This window comes from Deferribacter desulfuricans SSM1 (assembly GCF_000010985.1).
Taxonomy (GTDB): Bacteria; Chrysiogenota; Deferribacteres; order Deferribacterales; family Deferribacteraceae; genus Deferribacter; species Deferribacter desulfuricans.
Window position 1 is genome coordinate 157705 of the sequence record NC_013939.1, and the last position, 19738, is coordinate 177442.

General features: G+C 31.1%; 21 protein-coding genes. 20 read left to right on the forward strand and 1 reads right to left on the reverse strand.

Annotated elements, in window-relative coordinates:
* The first annotated feature begins 2 nt into the window (after nt 1-2).
* From acpP to DEFDS_RS00865, 19 genes are all read left to right on the forward strand, one after another.
* Nucleotides 3-239: an acyl carrier protein gene (gene acpP / locus DEFDS_RS00775; protein WP_013006913.1), complete on the forward strand. Its 237-nt coding sequence runs from the start codon at nt 3-5 to the stop codon at nt 237-239.
* Between the two features lie 105 nt (nt 240-344).
* Nucleotides 345-1583, forward strand: coding sequence for a beta-ketoacyl-ACP synthase II (fabF, locus tag DEFDS_RS00780; RefSeq protein ID WP_013006914.1), 1239 nt, complete (start codon nt 345-347; stop codon nt 1581-1583).
* On the forward strand, nt 1576-2271 hold the full coding sequence (rnc, locus tag DEFDS_RS00785) for a ribonuclease III (protein ID WP_013006915.1): 696 nt from the start codon (nt 1576-1578) through the stop codon (nt 2269-2271). The genes fabF and rnc overlap by 8 nt, the downstream gene beginning before the upstream one ends.
* Entirely contained in the window at nt 2272-3282 is a 1011-nt protein-coding gene (locus DEFDS_RS00790; protein ID WP_013006916.1) for a radical SAM protein, read from the forward strand. It begins immediately after the preceding gene.
* Nucleotides 3242-3736, forward strand: coding sequence for a 16S rRNA (guanine(966)-N(2))-methyltransferase RsmD (rsmD, locus tag DEFDS_RS00795; protein ID WP_231841021.1), 495 nt, complete (start codon nt 3242-3244; stop codon nt 3734-3736). The genes DEFDS_RS00790 and rsmD overlap by 41 nt, the downstream gene beginning before the upstream one ends.
* Nucleotides 3730-4221, forward strand: coding sequence for a pantetheine-phosphate adenylyltransferase (coaD, locus tag DEFDS_RS00800; RefSeq protein ID WP_041223525.1), 492 nt, complete (start codon nt 3730-3732; stop codon nt 4219-4221). The genes rsmD and coaD overlap by 7 nt, the downstream gene beginning before the upstream one ends.
* Nucleotides 4202-5224, forward strand: coding sequence for a deoxyguanosinetriphosphate triphosphohydrolase (locus tag DEFDS_RS00805; protein ID WP_013006919.1), 1023 nt, complete (start codon nt 4202-4204; stop codon nt 5222-5224). The genes coaD and DEFDS_RS00805 overlap by 20 nt, the downstream gene beginning before the upstream one ends.
* Before the next feature lie 17 nt (nt 5225-5241).
* Nucleotides 5242-6438, forward strand: coding sequence for a response regulator (locus DEFDS_RS00810; RefSeq protein WP_041223526.1), 1197 nt, complete (start codon nt 5242-5244; stop codon nt 6436-6438).
* Nucleotides 6439-6451: 13 nt separating this feature from the next.
* Entirely contained in the window at nt 6452-6811 is a 360-nt protein-coding gene (locus tag DEFDS_RS00815) for a response regulator transcription factor (RefSeq protein ID WP_013006921.1), read from the forward strand.
* Nucleotides 6808-7275 (forward strand): chemotaxis protein CheW, encoded by a 468-nt coding sequence (locus tag DEFDS_RS12495; protein ID WP_013006922.1) that lies wholly within the window; start codon nt 6808-6810, stop codon nt 7273-7275. Before DEFDS_RS00815 ends, DEFDS_RS12495 begins: the two co-directional genes overlap by 4 nt.
* Nucleotides 7276-7285: 10 nt before the next feature.
* Nucleotides 7286-9433, forward strand: a complete 2148-nt coding sequence (locus tag DEFDS_RS00825; RefSeq protein ID WP_013006923.1) for a methyl-accepting chemotaxis protein — start codon at nt 7286-7288, stop codon at nt 9431-9433.
* 5 nt (nt 9434-9438) lie between these two features.
* On the forward strand, nt 9439-11766 hold the full coding sequence (locus DEFDS_RS00830) for a hybrid sensor histidine kinase/response regulator (RefSeq protein ID WP_013006924.1): 2328 nt from the start codon (nt 9439-9441) through the stop codon (nt 11764-11766).
* The gene (locus DEFDS_RS00835) at nt 11747-12115 is read left to right on the forward strand and encodes a hypothetical protein (RefSeq protein ID WP_013006925.1); all 369 of its coding nucleotides are present in this window, start codon (nt 11747-11749) and stop codon (nt 12113-12115) included. The genes DEFDS_RS00830 and DEFDS_RS00835 overlap by 20 nt, the downstream gene beginning before the upstream one ends.
* Nucleotides 12093-13487 (forward strand): response regulator, encoded by a 1395-nt coding sequence (locus DEFDS_RS00840; RefSeq protein WP_013006926.1) that lies wholly within the window; start codon nt 12093-12095, stop codon nt 13485-13487. Before DEFDS_RS00835 ends, DEFDS_RS00840 begins: the two co-directional genes overlap by 23 nt.
* Complete coding sequence (gene purM, locus DEFDS_RS00845; protein WP_013006927.1) at nt 13474-14520, forward strand: phosphoribosylformylglycinamidine cyclo-ligase; 1047 nt, start codon at nt 13474-13476, stop codon at nt 14518-14520. Before DEFDS_RS00840 ends, purM begins: the two co-directional genes overlap by 14 nt.
* Nucleotides 14517-15128 carry a phosphoribosylglycinamide formyltransferase gene (purN, locus tag DEFDS_RS00850; RefSeq protein WP_013006928.1) on the forward strand — a complete coding sequence of 204 codons (612 nt, stop codon included), beginning with the start codon at nt 14517-14519 and terminating at the stop codon, nt 15126-15128. The genes purM and purN overlap by 4 nt, the downstream gene beginning before the upstream one ends.
* Nucleotides 15112-16377: a M16 family metallopeptidase gene (locus DEFDS_RS00855; protein ID WP_013006929.1), complete on the forward strand. Its 1266-nt coding sequence runs from the start codon at nt 15112-15114 to the stop codon at nt 16375-16377. Before purN ends, DEFDS_RS00855 begins: the two co-directional genes overlap by 17 nt.
* Before the next feature lie 46 nt (nt 16378-16423).
* The gene (locus tag DEFDS_RS00860) at nt 16424-17236 is read left to right on the forward strand and encodes an HAD-IIB family hydrolase (RefSeq protein ID WP_041223527.1); all 813 of its coding nucleotides are present in this window, start codon (nt 16424-16426) and stop codon (nt 17234-17236) included.
* Nucleotides 17237-17248: 12 nt separating this feature from the next.
* Nucleotides 17249-18463: a glycosyl transferase gene (locus DEFDS_RS00865; protein ID WP_013006931.1), complete on the forward strand. Its 1215-nt coding sequence runs from the start codon at nt 17249-17251 to the stop codon at nt 18461-18463.
* Here DEFDS_RS00865 and DEFDS_RS00870 read toward each other — a convergent pair.
* Nucleotides 18460-19197, reverse strand: coding sequence for a cytochrome c biogenesis CcdA family protein (locus DEFDS_RS00870; RefSeq protein WP_041223528.1), 738 nt, complete (start codon nt 19195-19197; stop codon nt 18460-18462). The two genes, DEFDS_RS00865 and DEFDS_RS00870, sit on opposite strands and share 4 nt — an antisense overlap.
* A gap of 72 nt (nt 19198-19269) precedes the next feature.
* Here DEFDS_RS00870 and DEFDS_RS00875 point away from each other — a divergent pair, with 72 nt between their 5' ends.
* Nucleotides 19270-19674: a cytochrome c maturation protein CcmE gene (locus tag DEFDS_RS00875; protein ID WP_013006933.1), complete on the forward strand. Its 405-nt coding sequence runs from the start codon at nt 19270-19272 to the stop codon at nt 19672-19674.
* Nucleotides 19675-19738 lie beyond the last annotated feature (64 nt).

A 19738-nucleotide genomic window follows, 5' to 3' on the forward strand; every position in this document is an offset into this window, starting at 1 on the left:
AGATGGCAGATATTGAAGCAAAGGTAAAAAAAATTATTGCAGAGCAACTTAATATTGAAGAAGACGAGATTAAACCAGAATCATCTTTTGTAGATGATTTAGGAGCTGATTCTCTTGATACTGTTGAGCTCATTATGGCTTTTGAAGAGGAATTTGGAATGGAAATCCCTGATGAGGAAGCTGAAAAAATAAAAACAGTACAAGATGCAATAGACTATATTAAAGCTCATATGGAGTAGAAGGGTTACCCCTTCTACTTTTACAACAGCATATTATTAGGTTTTGTTTTAGATAGAATCTAGTAATATGTTGTTAATCTATAAAATGAATATTAGGAGGAATTTGTGAATAAAAGAGTTGTTATTACGGGAATAGGCTTAGTTACTCCCTTAGGCATAGGGGTAGAAGAAAATTGGAAGAATATTTTAGAAGGGAAGTCTGGAATTGGTTATATTTCAAGGTTTGATGCCTCTGAGTTTCCGGTGAAAATAGCTGCAGAGGTAAAAGATTTTAATAAAGAAGAATATGTAGATAAAAGAGATATAAAACGATTTGATGAGTTTATTGTTCTTGCGTTGGTTGCTGCAGAGCTAGCTGCAAGGGATGCAAATTTAAATTTTGGGAATATAGACCATGAAGAAGCGGGAGCAATAATAGGATCAGGGATAGGTGGTTTTAAAACTATAGAAGATCAGCATGCTGTATATATGCAGAAAGGGTATAGGAGAGTTTCTCCATTTTTCATCCCTTCTGCTATTATCAATATGGGAAGTGGTGCAATATCTATCCGTTACGGTTTAAAAGGGCCAAACAGTAGTGTTGTTACTGCTTGTGCGACAGGGACTCACGCTGTAGGTGATGCTTTTAAGATTATTCAAAGAGGTGATGCTAAAATTATGTTTGCTGGTGGTGCAGAAAGTGCCATAACTCCACTTGCAGTAGCCGGTTTTGCAAATATGAAAGCTTTATCAAGGAGGAATGATGAACCTGAAAAATCAAGTAGACCTTTTGATGCTGATAGAGATGGTTTTGTTATGGGGGAAGGAGCTGGGATTTTGATTTTAGAAGAGTTAGAGCATGCGCTTGCTAGAGGAGCTAAGATTTATGCAGAAGTAGTTGGGTATGGTATGACTGGAGATGCCTACCATATTACTGCTCCTGATGAATCAGGGGATGGTGCATGTAGGGCAATGAAGCTGGCTATTAAAGATGCTGGTATTTCTACAGAAGATATAGACTATATTAATGCCCATGGGACCTCCACTCCTTACAATGATTTGATTGAAACAAAAGCAATAAAAAAGGTTTTTGGAGAAAAAGCTTATAATCTTTATGTAAGTTCTACAAAGTCTATGACAGGTCATCTTTTAGGTGCAGCAGGTAGTGTGGAGGCTGCATATTGTGCTTTGGCTATTAAAAATAGTGTTGTTCCACCAACCATCAATTTAGAAAATCCAGATCCAGAATGTGATTTAAATTATGTTCCAAATAAACCTATAAATGCAAATATTAAATACACCTTGAGTAACTCTTTTGGTTTCGGTGGCACTAATGCTTGTTTAGTCTTGAAAAAGTATGAGTAACATTGAAGAATTAGAAGAGTTAATAGGGTATAGATTTAAAAATAAATCGTTGCTACTTGAGGCCCTCACACACTCTTCTTATGCTTATGAAAAGAAATTGAAGAGAAATTATGAAAGACTTGAGTTTTTAGGGGATTCTGTTTTACAACTTATTGTTACTGAATACCTTGTAATCAAGTACAAAGAGTTTAAAGAAGGTGTTTTATCAAAATACCGTTCATTTTTTGTTAGTGAAGATATCATAAGTGAAATAGCTTTAAAGATAAGATTAAATGACTTTTTGATGCTTGGTAAAGGGGAAATAGTGAGTGGGGGATATACAAAACCTTCCATTTTAGCAGACATTTTTGAATCACTTTTGGGCGCTGTATATCTTGATGGTGGATATAATGAAGCAAGACGGATTGTTTTGATGCTGATGAGTGAATTGATGGATGAATATATTGAAAAAGGGATTATAATTGATCCAAAAACAGAGCTACAGAAAATAACTCAGCAAAAATTTGGTTATATCCCAGAGTATAAGGTTTTGAAAGAAGAAGGTCCAGAGCATGATAAGGTTTTTACTGTGGAATTAAAACTTGCTGATGGGAATAAATTTATTGGTGTAGGTAGAAATAAGAAAAAGGCAGAAATTGATGCTGCAAGCAAGGCGTTGACCTTTTTGCAAGATAATCAGTTAATCTAAATGAAAAACGGCAAAGATATTTTACCTGTTTTTATCCCTTTTGCGGGATGTCCCAAAAAATGTATTTATTGTCAACAAAACAGTATCACTGGTGTTAAATTACATGATTTTAAAAAGGATGTAGAAGATCAAGTAAATCTTTTTTTAAGAGTTAAAAAAAAATGGGGGAAAATAGCTTTTTATGGCGGAAGTTTTAATTTATTACCAAAAGATAAGAGAGAATTTTTGTATAAAGTAGCAAATTCTATAAATATTTTAAAGGTTAGGGTTTCTTGCTACCCTTCTGGTTTTGACACTGAATTAATTAATGAAATGAAAGATAATAATGTTGAGGATGTTGAGTTAGGGGTTCAGAGTTTTTCTGAGAAAGTTTTAAGATTAAATGGTAGGGATTATTCATCTAATGAGGTTGTTAAGATTTTAAAGTTACTTAAGCAGAATAATTTTAATGTAGGGATTCAAATAATGGTTGGAATGTTTGGTGAGGAATATGGTGATATAATTCAGAATATTGATTTTATAGATAAGTTAAAATTTGAATATATTAGGATTTATCCAGCAGTTATTTTTAAAGATACTAAACTGGCAGCGTTAATAAAATCAGGCAAAAATTTAAATTATGGTTTTAGTGAAATAATTGCTATTACAACATTTTATTATATTTTAGCCATTAAAAAAGGGGTTACTGTCTTACGGATTGGTTTGCATAATTCAAGCGGTATTGAACGTTTTATAGAGGGTGGTTATTTTCACCCTTCCTTTGGAGATGTAGTTAAAACTTTTATGATTTATATCTATTTGAAATTATTTAAAAAATCAAAATTATACAAAAATTATCCAAACTATGGGGGAGTAATTGCAAAAATTTTTAATGTTAGTTATGATGAAAAAATCGATATAAACAGTATTGCTTATAAATTGTGGAGTGAGTATTTTGAGAATAACTGGTGGGGAATTAAGGGGGAGATCTTTGATCTCGCCCAAGAGTTCTGGAGTAAGGCCAACAAGTGATAAAGTAAGATCGGCAATTTTTTCTAAGCTTTATAATAAAGTGGTAGATTCATATGTGTTAGATCTTTTTGCTGGCACTGGTGCGTTTGGTATTGAAGCATTGAGTAGAGGGGCAAAATTTGTAACATTTGTTGATATCAATATTTCAACTCTTTTAAAAAATACAAGTTTTATACAAAATGAAAAATTCGAGATTATAAAATCCGATGTTTTTAAAGCTTTTAAAAAGCTAAGAATTAAGTATGATATTATTTTTATTGACCCCCCTTATGGGAAAATTGATTCAAAAGAGTTGTTAAATGCTATTAAATCTCATCAACTTATTGCAAAAAAAGGTGTTTTAATATATGAAGAAAGTATTAGAACAAAATTTGAAATTGAGGAAAGGTTTATTTTGTTTGATACAAAAACTTATGGAGATACAAAAATATATTATTTGGAGTTGACATTATGATTGCAATTTATCCAGGGACTTTTGATCCATTAACAAATGGGCATCTTGATATTATCGAGCGTGGTGCTAAAATGTTTGATAGATTGATTGTGGCGGTTGCTGAAAGTAAAAGGAAAAAACCTTTGTTTGATTTAAATGATAGGGTTACTATGATTGAAGAATCTGTTTTACATCTGCCTAATGTAGAAGTGGAATCTTTTTCTAATCTTTTAGTTGATTTTATGAAAGAGAAGAATGCAGATGTTATATTAAGAGGTCTGAGAGTTGTTTCTGATTTTGAATATGAGCTTCAATTGGCATTAATGAACAGAAAACTTAATGCTAATTGTGAAACGGTGTTTTTGATGCCAAATAAAAAGTACATTTTTTTAAGTTCAAGTATGGTTAGAGAGATTGCTTTACTTGGTGGGGATGTAAGTTGTTTTGTCCCTAAACCTGTAAATGATTTTATTTTAAGGAAAATAAATGATAAGGGAAGAACTTGAAGATTTAGAAGATAAGTTTTTACACCCCAAAGCTGCTAGGTCAAAGGATTCTAAAGGGAGAGGTAAACCTGAAAAAAAGTGCGAATTACGCACTGACTTTCAAAGAGATAGAGATCGTATAATTCATTCAAAAGCATTTCGAAGATTAAAGCATAAAACACAAGTGTTCTTATCGCCACTTGGTGATCATTATCGCACAAGATTAACTCATACTTTGGAAGTTATGCAGATTGCTAAAACTATAGCAAAGTCGCTCAGATTAAATGAAGATTTAGTGGAAGCTATAGCATTGGGGCATGATTTAGGGCATACCCCTTTTGGCCATGCTGGAGAGAAGATTTTAAGTGATATTTTAGGTAAACCTTTTAGGCACTATGCTCACTCTATAACTGTTGTAGAAAAGTTGGAAAAAGATGGTTTTGGATTAAATCTCACTTTTGAAGTATTGGATGGGATAGTAAAACATTCAAAAGGGAAAGGGCCTATTTTTGATGAAAGTAAGTTGGCAAAAACATTGGAGGGGCAAATAGTCAGATTAGCTGACATTATTGCGTATGTTAATCATGATATAGATGATGCAGTTAGAGCAAAAATTATTTCTCTTGATGATATCCCAAAAGATATTTTGAAAAATCTTGGTTATACGCATGGTGAGCGTATACATAATGCTGTAAAAGATGTAGTTTTATCAACTATTGAAAATAATTATGAAAAAGTGGTGATGTCTGATAAAATGCTAAAATTAATTGAAGATTTACGTGAATTTTTATTTGCCAATGTTTATTTGTGTGATATAATTAAAGAAGAGTTTGATAAAGCGTATAAAGTTTTATTTGATTTATATAAGTTTTATGAAAATAATTATGATGCAGTGCCTGAGCTTTTTAGAAAAGCTGCAAAGGACAAAAAAACTGCAATAGTTTATTTTATAGCAGGAATGACTGATAGATATGCTATTGAGGAATATAAGAGAATTTATTTGCCATCAAATTGGCACATTTAATTAGGGAGGGTTGCTTTATGTATAAGGTTCTTGCTATAGATGATAGCCCCACAATGCACCGTCTATTTAAGATGATTTTTACTGAAGAAAATGGTTATCAACTTATTTCCGCTTACAATGGTGAAGAAGGTTTAGATAAGCTGAGAGAATCAGATCCTGATATAATTTTATTAGATTTCGTAATGCCAAAACTAAATGGGTTTCAATTTGCTAAGCTAATTAGAGAGGATTTAAAGAAGAATACACCGATTTTGCTTATTACCAGTAAAGCAGAAAAGGTTGGCGATAGGTTTATTAATAAATTTAGCAATATTGATTGTATTGCCAAACCTTTTCAGGCAGAAGATTTAGAACGTAAAGTAAGAGAGATGCTTAGTGGAGAGAAACCGGAATCTTTAAATATTGATGATAGTGAAAGTGTAGAGCAAGTTGATTTTAAAGTAAATGTGAGTAATGAAAGTGAAAATGCAGTTTCAGGCATAGCTTCTAGAGTTGAAGAGCAGGTATTACCATCCTTAAGGGAATTGATTGATAAAGTTTTAAAATTTGAAACTGGATATATGATAAGCGATGTGAAGGGTGATTTTATAAATATAGAAAAACTATTAGAATTAATTAATAAGTTTGAAGGGGAGTTGATATTTTTTAATAAAAACGGGGATATACATTTTTATATTCAAAATGGGTTTATTATCCATGGTTTTAGGGGTGATAATAAACTGGCAGATATATTTGAGTTATATCAGGATGTTTGTAATATTTGTTTATTAGAGGTAGAAAGCTTGTTTGAACTTTATGAACAGCTTCGAAATTTAGGTTTTGATGATCTCTTTTTGAAGAAATACTATGAATTTTATTTAAATACTATAATAGAAGAATTATTGAATGGAGATTATAGATATTATTTAAATGAAGTGGATATCCCAGAAAATATGTTTTCAAGACTAAAGTATGATGTTTCTAAACTTATAGATAATTACAACCTTTATTTAGAAGAGAAGATGGAGATAAATAAGATTATTTTTGATGGTTCGTTGACACCTAAAACTGTTGAAGCAGATATTTCTTCTTTAACAGAGTTTGAAAAGAGGATTTATGAGCTATGCAATAATGAGAGAAATATAAGCAAGATAATAAGTTATTTTGGAAATAATAAAGAGATAGCAAAAAATACAATTGGTGCATTAATTTTAACTGGTTTTTTAACTATTTAGTAAGGAGGTCTTGATGAAGAAAATATTGATTGCAGAAGACAGTTCGACTGAAAGAGAGATTATGAAAAAGGCCTTGGAGGCTGAAGGTTTTACTGTTGTTGCGGTTGCTGATGGTGATGCAGCTTTGGAAGAGGTGAAAAAAAGCGAATATGATGTAATCATTTTGGATGTTATTATGCCTGGTAAAAACGGTTATCAGGTATGTCGTGAAATAAAGAGGGATGAGCTTTTGAAAGATACCCCAGTTATAATTGTTACAAGTAAAGGGCAGGAGAGTGATAAGTTTTGGGGTAAAAGGCAAGGTGCCGATGAATATATAGTAAAACCCTTTAATGTAGATCTTTTAATTTCGACTGTTAAGAGATTTTTATGATTAAAGAGTTATTGAATAAAAAATTAAAAAGAGAAGTAATTGTTGTCAAAAAGGATGAAAAGAGTTTTATTCAATTTAAAGTAGGCGGTATATCTTTATTGTTGGATATGAGTAATGTATTTGTTGTTTTAGAATATAAACAAATAGTTGAATTGCCTGGAGCACCTTCACATATTTTAGGAATTATTTATTATCAAGGTGAAGTTATCCCTATAGTTGATTTAAAAGGGATTTTTAATGAGGCTACCACATTTAGGACAGAGAATACACGTTTTGTGATAATAAAATATAACAATGAATTAATTGGAATTTTTGCAGATGAGGTTTTAGGAATAAAAAATATTAATAAAGCTTTATTAAAACAAACTGATGAAGATTTTTTCAGCGCAACGGTTAAACTTAGTGACGAAATAAATAAAGTAATAGATATAGAGAAGTTTTACAATAAACTTAAAGTTTCATAAGGAGTTTGTTATGAGGTTAAGCTTAAATCTTAAGTTATTTATTTTAGTACTACTTTTAATTTTTATTACAGGTTTTGTTTCAATTTACTTTTTGTATCAAAGTTCAACAAATCTGGCTATTTCTCAGGCCCAAAAAGAATTGGCCAGTAAAGTTAATAACGTTAGAGTAATTTTGGGGCAGGTTAACGAAGATATTATTTCAACAGTCTCAGTTACATCGAGATTACAAGAGGTTAGGAGTGCATTTTCTTCAACTGCAAGTAAGGAAAAGCTTGGTACTGTATTTGACGAGCTTTTATCAAGAAAAGAGATAGGGTACATAAAAGGTTTTTTTGTTATAGATAAAGATTATAATTATATAACTAAAAAATATCTTTTTGAAGGTGAAGTGCCTGATATCGATGAATTTATCTATTTTGATGATTTTGAGCAGGGTAAAATTTATTTTGAACCGATTTTAAGTTTGGATTTCCCATACTTTGTATATTATACAGGTGTTTATTCTAATAATAAATTGATTGGAGCTTTGGGTGCTGTAATAGATGCAAATTATATCTTAAGCTCTATAAATAAAACATTTACTGTTAGTGATACTCACACTCCTGAAGCAAGTTGTAAATCTTGTCATACTGCAGCTAAGAACTTGTTAAATTATGGGTTTTCTGTTTCATTAGATGATGATGGTAATGTCCTTGTGAATACTTTAGTTAAAGACGGTTTGTTGATTGCTCCTGATAAATTCTTTTCTGAATTAGTTAAGAAAGAGAAAAATAATTTGTTTAAGAAAACATCTATTAGCAAAGAAGTAACCATTCAAAATAATAATTTTATTGGTTCTATAGGTAGGGTGAAACTGAATAAATTTGGTATCATTGTAGGTTTTTTTAAAAATAGAGCATATGTTTTAAGTAAGGTAGAAAAAGGTAGACAGCAAGCTTTTATAACTACGATAGTTATTGCTGCTGCAATGTTTATAATATCTTTTATAGTTTTTAAGCTCCTCTTTTCACCACTTTTTAGAATAAATGAAACGATGAAGCAAATTCAAAAAGGGGACTATGATGTTAGGGTTAATGTGAGAAGAAACGATGAGCTTGGTGATATTGCAAAAACATTAAACGAAATGCTTGATGAACTCAAAAATTATATCCAAACAGAAGAGGATAGACAAAGATTACAGCGTCAAGCTATTCATTTAATGGATGTAGTATCTAGAGCTGCTGATGGTGATCTTACAGTCCAAGCAGAAGTTACTGCAGATGAGTTAGGGTCGGTTGCTGATGCTTTTAACTTGATGACTGAAAGTATTAAAGAGTTAATTGGTGAAATTAAGAAAGCTGGTGATTCAATTGTTAAATCTACAGAGGAGTTATTGCAATCATCGGAAAAGACAACAGCTGGAGCTAAAACACAGATAGAAGAGTTGGAAAAAGTTGTTGAAAAATTGGGTGAATTTAAAAAGCAGATGATTTCCGTTCTTGAAAGTGCCAATAGGTCATTAAAACTTGTTATGCAAGCAAACGAAAGCTCTAAAAACGGTAGTAAGCTATTACAAGAAACTATTGAAGCTATGAGTGATGTTAGAAGGTATTCGCAACTTGCAAGTAAGAAAGTAAAATCTCTTGGCGAAAAATCGATGGAAATTAATGAAATTACAAGAGTTATTAGTGAAATTTCTAACCAGACAAACTTGCTTGCTTTAAACGCAGCAATTGAGGCAGCAAGAGCTGGTGAATATGGACATGGTTTTGCGGTGGTTGCTGACGAGATTAGGAAACTTGCAGAGAGGACGAATGAGGCAACAGAAGAGATTAGTAATTTGATAAAAACTGTGCAGTCAGAGACAGGGGATACTGTGAAACTTGTTGAAGAAAGTTATTCAAAAATTGAAGTGAGCTCACATAAAACTGAAGAGGCAGGTGATGCTTTAATCGAAATTAATGTTAGCCTTGAGAAGGTTAGTGAATCTATGAAAGAAATGGCAGAAAATGTTTCTACTCAGGCGGAGGAAACTGATGAGGTAATTGAAGTGGCAGAAAGAGTTAAAAATATTGCCGTTGATACTGCTAATAATGTTGAAAATACTAACAGAATTATTGCAACTCTATCACAGCTTGCTGAAGTGCTTAATGATGCTGTTAATAGATTTAAAGTATAATTGTTATGGCTAAAATAGATAAAAAAGAATTAATAAAATTTTTCTTAGTAGAGTCTGAAGAGCATTTTGAGACCATTTTTAATGGTATAAATGTGTTATTAAACGATTTAGATAACTGGTCAATTGTTGAAGAAATTTATAGAAGTACCCATACTTTAAAAGGCTCTTCTGCGATGGTTGATTTTAAGAATTTTTCTACGGTTACACATCGTATAGAAGATATATTTGATGCTATTAAAACTGGCCAGCTTGAGAGGAAAAAAGATTTAATATTAAAAATATTAGAAGTATTTCACGAACTTAGTGATTACTTAAAGAAAAACAAACAGGATTTAACAGATGAATTAAAAGAACACTATTTAAATTTGTTAGAAATGGGAGATAGTGACAAGAAAGATAGTAATGAACCTGAATTAGAGAAAATTTCAACGGTTGCTAGTTTTAAAAAAGCTCAAGAGGTTGCTGATAAAGATTTCCCTGTGAAAGAGCCTGAGGTTGGGGAGTCTTTTGTTAGAGTAAGTTTAGAAAAGATAGATTTCTTGTTAAATTTAACAGGTGAATTAGTAGTTACGAGAAATAAACAGAATGAGAATATTAAGGAGATAATCTCTATTTCGAAAGAATTAGAATATGCAAGAAGCAGACTTGTTAAAATCCTTGATAAGTTTAGAGAAAAATATATGTATTCTACTGACAAGGATAAGGATGATGATGAGAAAGGTGAGAATATTTTATTGGCAGAATTTTTGGAAGGGGAATTTGATAAGTATACAGACATAAATATCTTATCAAGGCAAATGGTTGAAGTAGGCACAGATATTACAAGTCTTATCACCTTGCTGTTTCAAAAATTTTCAAGTATTCAAAATGATATAGATTATATAAACAGGGTGACTCACTCATTAGAAAGAAGTTTGACTAATATTAAGCTTGTTCCTGTAAAAAACCTTTTTAATATTGCAATGAGGACTGCTTCTATAACAGCTCGTCAAGAAGGTAAAGATGTCAATTTAACTGTTTCTGGTGAAAATTTAGAAATTGATAAAGCTATTATAGATATAATTCAGGATGTGTTTTTGCACCTTGTAAGAAATGCGGTTTCCCATGGTATTGAGAGTAAGCAAGAAAGATTACAAAAAGGGAAAAGTAATATAGGTAATATTAAATTATCAGCTTTTCGATCTGGGACATCCATCATCTTTGAAATAGAAGATGATGGCAGAGGGATTGACCTTGATAAAATAAAGAAGCGAATTGTTGAAAATGGGTTGCTTTCAGAATATGAAGTTAATCAGTTAAGAACTGATGAGTTAATATCATACCTTTTTTACCCTGGTTTTTCTACAGCGGATAAGCTTTCAGATGTTTCTGGTCGAGGCATAGGTTTGGATGTTGTTAAGAAAAATGTGGAAAATTTGGGTGGCACAATAAATGTTTCCAGCAAAAAGGATCAGTTTACTAAGTTTACGTTGATGATACCAGTTACTCAATTTATTGCAGATTATTTGATTGTAGGAAGCGAAAATAAGAAGTTTGCAATACCTTTGCAATCGATTTATGAAATTATACCTATCGATGTAAATAATATTAAAAAGATTGGTGATCACTTTTTCTATAATTTAAGAAAAGATGTGTATGAAATAGTAGATTTAATGGTTGCTTTGGGGGTAAAAAAGAGAAATGAATTCCGTAATGATACTTTTGGTATATTAGTTTCAGGGCCAAGTAAAAAATATATTATCCAAGTTGAAGAAATACTTGGTAGAGAAACAACAATCACTAAGAAATTTAAACCATTTATTGCAAGACTTGATAAGTATTTAGGAACTTCTGTTAGTGCAGGTGGAGATATAAGACTTATATTAGATACCATTAGGTTATTCTCCTCTAAAATAAAATCTCGGGAGTTTATTAAGATTGATAAATTGAAGGATGAGAAATCAGTGACATATTATTCAAATGGGGTTTTGATAGTTGATGATTCGATATCTGTTAGGAAATATTTAAAAGATATACTTACAAAAAATGGTTATAAAGTCTTGGAAGCAAAGGATGGATTACAGGCTTTGGAAACATTGGAGCTTAATAGAGTTCCTTATATTATAACTGACCTTGAAATGCCAAATTTAAATGGTTATGAACTAATTGATAAAATTAGGAATAATATCCAAGATAAAAGTGTGAAAATTTATGTAATTACTTCAAGAGGGACAGAAAAACACAGATCGAAGGCTTTAGAATTGGGGGCTGATGGTTTTATTGTAAAACCTTTCACTGAAGAGACAATTTTGGAAATTTTAAAAGGGCCAGATTATGAAAGCATTGATGTTTAAAGTAGCTGATGTTCTATTTTTAGTGGATTTAAAGGATTTGTTACATGTTTCACTATATGAAGAGTATGATCCGAAGGAAGATATAAAAATTTTAGATCTATCCAATTTTCTGGAAGGCACTGTGAATAAAAAGTATATTTTATTTATAACTGACGATAAAAAGTATGTAGGTGTAATTTCTGATGAAATTTATGATATTTTAGAGTATAATGAATACAAATCCTTTGAAAAGGATGAAAGAAAATTGAATTTTTTAAAAGGTGTTGTGGATTATAATAATAGTTTGTTATATTTGATAGATGCCGAAAAATTAATAGAGGTTGCGTATGAAAAAGATCATGTTAATTGATGATAGTGTTACAATCCACAGAGTTATTGATCTTTCTTTGGATGAAGAAAAATATCAGGTAATAAAGGCTTTCTCAGCTGAAGAAGCAAAACAGAAGTTAAATGAGTTTGTTCCGGATATTGTGCTATTGGACAATAAATTGCCAGATATTCAAGTTGATGATTTTATAAGAGATATAAAAGGGGTTAATCCTGCTGGTAAAGTCATTTTATTAGTTGGAGCTTTTGATAATTTTGATGAATCTGAATTAGAGAAAGTTGGTGCTGATGCATATCTTCTTAAACCTTTTAACTCGCAAGCTTTAGAGGAATCTATAGAAAAATTTTCTGAGGTTGAAACTGTAGAGGAGGAGCATACTGAGGTAGAAGAAAGATCTGAGGATTTTGAAGAATTACTATCCACAGTGACAGAAGAAGGGGTTGAAGAAACTGAAGATAAAATAGTTGATGAAGAGATTGAGTCTTTTGATGATATTTTAGAGGAAACGAAGGATGTGGAAAGCGAATCTGAAGGTGTGGAAGATATATTCGAAAGCGAAGTAGAAGGTAAGGATGAATCAGTAGAGGATATTTTTAAAGATTTAGAAGAAGAACTCTCTAAGGATATGGAAGAAGATGAAGATAAAAAAGAATTTGAAATTGAAGAAGAGAATTTGGAAGAGGAAATTTCCCCTGAAATAGCTGAGGATGAACAAGATAGATTAGATCAATCGGTAGAAGATGATTTGTTAGAGGAGCTCGAAGAAGCGTTTAGTGATGATACTGATGAGAAAATAGAAGAAGAGATACCCGAAGATGTGGATTCTATCTTTGAGGAATTGGAAGAGGATTTGGATAAAGAAGATGAGCAGGATGAAGAACCGGAATTAATTCAAGAAAATGAGATCCAAGATGAGACTTTTGCTGATATAGATAAATCTGAAGATGAGCCTGTTGTGGAGGAAGGTGAATCTTTAGGTGAAGTTGAGAAACAGGAATCTAGTTTGGTGGATGAGCGAATAGATGATGCTTTGGATAGAGAGTTGTCTATAGATGAAGAGACTGTTAGTGTAACTGATGAAATAGAAGAGTCTGACGAACAACCTAAAACTACTGTTGATATTGAACAGTTAGGGGAGATTATTAAAAATGAATTAACTTCCTTTAAAGAGGAACTGCAGGATATATTTAAAAGCGAATTAAATGATGAGATTGTTAAGAATGCGATTAAAGATGTTTTAAGTGAAGAGATGTTAAAAGAAGTGTTAAATAATGTTTTGAAAGAAACCTTAGAAAAAGTGATTTGGGAGATTGTTCCGGAGTTAGCTGAAAAGTTAATAATTGAAGAGATTGAAAGATTAAAAAAGGGTATTACTGAAAATGAAGAAAGTTGATTATAAAAGTAGTGGTGTAAATATACAGGAAGGGAATAAATTTGTTAAAAATATTAAGAATTATGTAGAATCTACTTTTAATTCAAATGTTTTGTGTTCACTTGGTGGATTTGCTGGTTTTTATGATATTTCTTTTGTTAAAAAGTATAAAAGACCAGTTTTAGTCTCAGGTACTGATGGAGTAGGGACTAAATTAAAAGTTGCAATAATGGCAAAAAGGTATGATACGATTGGTATTGATCTTGTGGCGATGTGCGTTAATGATGTGTTAGTAACAGGGGCTAAGCCCCTGTTTTTTTTGGACTATTTTGCCACAGGAAAACTTGATGCAGAGAGTATGAGTGATATTGTCAAAGGGATTGCAAAAGGTTGTAAAGAGGCTGGTTGTGCTCTGATTGGTGGTGAGACTGCAGAAATGCCTGGGATGTATGATGTAGGGGAGTTTGATCTTGCTGGCTTTTGTGTGGGAGTTGTTGATTATGAGAATATAATTGATGGCAGAAATATAATAGATGGTGATGTGGTTTTAGGTATTAAATCTAATGGTTATCATAGCAATGGTTATTCGTTGTTAAGAAAGATTTATTTTGAGCAGTTGGGGTTAAAGATTGACGATAAGTTAGATAAAAACATTACAGTTGGTGACTTATTACTTAAACCAACGAAAATTTATTATGAGGAAATCTTTAAACTACTCAATGAAAAAATATCAATAAAAGGTTTAGTCCATATTACAGGGGGTGGTTTTTATGAAAATATCCCACGTATATTGCCAGATAATTGTGGGGTAGAGATATACAAAGATAAAATCCCTAAACTATTTGAGTACTCTTTTATCATGAATAATGTCAACATAGATTTAAGAGAGATGTTTACCGTTTTTAATATGGGTATAGGTATGGTGATTGTTGCAGATAAAGAAGATGCAAAAAAAATATTAAACATTTTAAATAAAGATGATGAGGTAGCTTTAGAAATTGGAAAAGTTTTTAGTGGAGAAAAAGTGGTAAAAATTTCGGGAGTAGATTTTTGAAAAGATTAGCTGTTTTATTGTCAGGTAGAGGTTCAAATTTTAAAGCGATATATAAAGCTATACAAGATGGTAATATCACAAATGCAGAGATAGCTATCGTTATTAGTAATAAAGCTGATGCAAAGGGGTTACTTTTTGCTAGAGATGTGGGATTGGATGCAAGATTTATTGATCCAGCTTCTTTTTCCTCAAGAGAGGATTTTGACAAACATGTGGTAAATATACTTAACTCAAAACAGATAGATTTAGTTTGTTTAGCTGGTTTTATGAGATTAATAACTTCCTATTTTATTAATGCTTATAAAGATAAAATTATAAATATACACCCATCTTTGTTGCCAAGTTTTCCTGGTCTAAATGCTCAGAAACAAGCATTGGAATATGGGGTAAAAATTACTGGATGTACTGTTCATTTTGTTGATGAAAAAGTTGATCATGGCCCCATTATATTACAAAGAGCTGTGCCAGTATTTGATGATGATGATGTTGAGTCGTTGTCTGAAAGAATATTAAAAGAGGAACATAAGATTTATCCTGAAGCTATAAATCTTATTGTAAATGATAAGGTAGAAATTAAGGGGAGAAGAGTAATTGTTAAAAAGAGCTAGATTTATAATTATTTTGTTATTGTTTAGTAGTGCTGTATATGCTGGAGGTTCCAAAGTGATATTAGATAATGGTATAAAGTTTATTGAGAATAAAAGAGATTATAACCCTACTTTTAGTTTGGTCATAATGATTAAAGGTGGTTTGTTCTTAGAGAATGATAAAAATAGTGGTATTGGAAACATTGCTTTATCGACATGGGTAAAAAGTAGTGAGCTATTGAAATATGTGGAAGAGAAGGGTGGATCATTGCACGCTAGTAATGGATCAGATTTTGCTGAAATATCACTTTCTATCCCCTCAAAATATATTGATAGTGTTTTACCTCTTTTAGAAAAATTATTTTTTGAAAGAAAAATCGACGATAAAATTTTTGATAATGAGAAAAGAATAACATTGATGAGGATTAAAACTATTTTGGATAGGCCAGATGAATATGCAATAAAAAATTTTATGAAAACTACTTACAATGGTTTTCCATATTCTAGAGATGTTAGTGGGGATTATGATACAGTAGATAAATTGACTATTGATGATATAAAAAGTTATCTAAATAAATTAATTAGCGGTAAAAATATGATCGTCTCTATTGCTGGTTCTTTTGAAAAAGAACAAAGTGAGAAGTTGAAAACCTTTTTTGAAAAGTTAAATGAGGGTCATGAAATAAAAATAGATTGTAATGGCAGTGAAATTGTTGATACAAAAAAGGTTGAGTTACCTCATAAAAATATAAAACAGGCTAAACTTTTCTTGGGTTTTGATGCTCCACCTGCCAATTCAAATGATTATATAAAAGTAAAATTGTTGGCTGATGTGTTAGGTGGCGGTATGAGCTCAGTATTTTTTAATATATTAAGAAAAGAGAAAGGGTATGCATATTCTGTTGGTTCATTTTATCCATCAAAATTATGTAATTCAAGATTTGTTAATTATATCGGGATGAATTATGAAAATGTTGATGATGCTGTGGCAACATTCTTAAGTGTAGGGAAAAATCCTGAGAAATACATTAGCAAAGAAGATGTTTCTAAGGCGAAAAATTATCTAATGGGTAGAATCTTGATGGAGGCACAAACAAATTATAAAAGAGCTTGGTATGCAGCTTTTTTTGAATTGTTAGGATTAGGATATGATTTTTTTGACAGTTATATAGATAATCTAGAAAATATAACTTTAGAGGATATTATCATAGTAGCTAAAAAATATATAAATGATAAATATACATTATTTATACTAAAGCCTACAAATTAGATTCTCTTTTCTTGATAATTAATTGATTTGTCATATAATAGACGTTATGAAGAAAGTCATTGTTTTTAGCGACTTAGATGGTACACTGCTTGATCATGATACATATTCATTTGCAGAAGCTCTTGATGCGATTAATCTGATAAAAGAGTTGAAAATCCCTTTAATTTTTACAACAAGTAAAACAAGAGCTGAAGTAACACTTTTGCAAAGAGATATTGGTATAGATGACCCATTTATTGTGGAAAATGGTGGTGCAATAATATTTGACCCTAAATTTCCTTACATACCAGATAATGTTATAAAGATTGATAACAATTATTATGCGTATATTATTGGTAAAAAAAGAGAAGATCTAATAAGTGTCGGGAAATTTTTAAAAGATAGATACAAGATTAAACTTTTTTCAGAATTAAGTGATTATGAGCTTAAAAGAATAATGGGCTTGCCGGATGATAGGTTAGATTTAAGTAAATTAAGGGAATTTAGTGAGCCGTTTATTTTATTAGAAGATGTTTTAATAAAGGATATGCAAAAAGATTGTGAAAGGTTTGATGTTAAAATTTTAAAAGGTGGAAGATTTTACCATCTGGTTGGTAAAAATCAGGATAAAGGGGTGGCTGTAAATAAACTCAAACAGATTTATGAGAAAATGCATAAAAATTGTGTTACAATTGGATTAGGAGATAGCAACAACGATATTGATATGCTGATGCAAGTAGATTACCCTGTTGTTGTAAAACGATTTGATAATACTTATATTAACTTAAATAAAGAGAATACCTTTTATACTAAAGATAAGGGGCCTAAGGGATTTAACGAAGCAGTAGTTTATTTAATTGATAAAATATTAAATAATTAGGTTGAGGGTGTTATGGCTGATTTTTTTCAAAACGGTTTGATTACCACATTACAAAATGTAACAAATAGGTCTGTTGACGATATTGAAGAGGAGATAATTAATTTTATAGACAGAAGGAAAATAGCTCTCTTGTTGCCAGCTCTTTATTCTGAATTTGAAAGACCTGCAATGTATACAATTATTGAAGAACTGAAAAAATCAAAAATTATTGACACAGTGGTTTTATCACTTGATCAGGCAAATGAAGAGCAATTTTTGCAGGTTAAAGAGATTATGAGTGTTTTGCCACAAAATGTCAAAATAGTATGGAATCATGGAAAAAGGGTTCAGGATTTGTATAAGAAACTTTTAAAAGAAGGCTTCCCATTGAATATCCCTGGAAAAGGTAGAGTGGTATGGATGGCTTTAGGTTATATTTTAGCTGACAATAATTTTTATGCTATTGCATTACATGATTGTGATATTGTTAATTACAAAAGAGATATTGTGGCGAAACTTGTTTTTCCAATAATTCATAGAGGATTAAACTATGAATTTAGTAAAGGGTATTATGCTAGAGTTTCTGGTAAAATATATGGAAGGGTAAATAGATTGTTTTTTACACCGCTAGTTAGAGCTTTGAAAAGATTAATAGGTTTTGATAATAAATTTTTAGACTATCTTGATAGTTTTAGATACGCTTTGTCTGGAGAGTTTGCAATTATAAGGGAGTTGGCAAAAGGGATTAGATTTTCTCCTGATTGGGGGTTGGAAGTTTCATTACTTAGCGAAATTTATCAAAATACTTCTATAAATAGGATTTGTCAGGTTGAAGTTCTTGATGTCTATGAGCATAAACATAATACTTTAAATAAAAATGAGCCGAATAAAGGTTTATTAAGAATGGCAACAGATATTGCTAAAACCTTATTTAGAGTTTTAAGTCAAGAAGGGATTGTGCTGTCAGAAGCATTATTTAAGTCCTTAATAAGTACTTATTTTCAACAGGCTCGCTATGCTATAGAATCATACAATGCACTTGCTATGCTTAATGGTGTTCCATTTGATAGGCACAGTGAAATTGCTGCGGTTGAAGCTTTTACTCAAGCAATAGTAAATGCGAAAAATGAGTTTTTAGAAAATCCTATTGGTATTAGGTTGATATCCCCTTGGGTAAGGGTGGATTCTGCATTACCTGACTTTGCAGAGGAGTTGGTGAAAGCTGTTGAAGAAGATAATAAAGCTTAAAAGTTAATGTTGCATAAAAAAGGGAATAATCTCATTAGATAACTTATTACTGCTGTCATCGAACCTGATAAAATTAACACCCCAATAAAAATCAGTAATGCTCCAGATATTTTCTCAATAATAATTAGCAGTTTTCCTGCTTTTTTCAAAGCTGAAAGAACAAAACCCAACATAATTGCAGCAATTAAAAAAGGGATCCATAGACCTAAGGAATAAACAAATAGAAGAGAAACTCCTTGCATAACAGTATTTTCTTTAGCAGCCAGAGCTAATATTCCAGCCAAAATTGGTCCAATACATGGTGTCCATCCAAAAACAAAAGCTACACCTAATAAAAAAGCTTCTATAAAGAAAGGGGAGTTTCTTTTTTGATAATTCCATTTTTTTTGAACAAGTAGTTTTTTTATTTTAAAAATTCCAACCATATGAAGACCTAATATTATAACAATGATACCTGCGATTTTTTCAAGGATTGGTCTGTATTGATTTATTAATTTTCCGATTGATGTAGCACTTGCTCCAAGTAACATAAATATTAATGTGAAACCTATACCAAAGAAAATAGCCCCTATTATAGCTTTTACCTTTGGTGATAATGAACTATTTTCAGTTAAAGATTCAACACTTTCTCCTGAAATAAATGAAATATAACCCGGTATTAGTGGTAAAACACATGGTGATAAAAAGGATAAAATACCTGCTATGAAAGCTGTTAGAAAATTAATTTTTTCCATTTTTAAAAAAACCTTTTTAATTTTTAGAAATCTAATATATATGTTAACAATAAAAGTCAAGAGAGGTTTTATATGAAGAAAGCGTTAAAAATAATAATTCCAAGTATTATTGTTGCTGGGGTTATTGTTTATTTGATTATGACAAGTTTTAAAAGTACAGGTGTATATTATCTAGAGGTAAGTGAATTGATGAATGACCTTCCTAAATATTACGGGAAATCTTTGAGGGTTAGTGGTTTGGTTGAAACAGGCTCTGTAATTAAGAAACCTATTGAAAAATATTTGGAGTTTAATCTTGTTGATTCTACTGGTGCAAAAATAAAAGTTGTTTATAAAGGGATTATTCCTGATGCATTTAAAGAAGATGTAGGGGTAATTGTAGAAGGGAAAGTGGATAATAACAATATTTTTAGAGCAACTACATTGTTGGCAAAATGCCCTTCTAAATATGAAGCAGAAGTAAAAGAGAATAGCTAAAATTTTATTGAACTAATTTTAAATTATACTATCCTTTTATAAAGTTGACTTGTTGAGGAGGAAT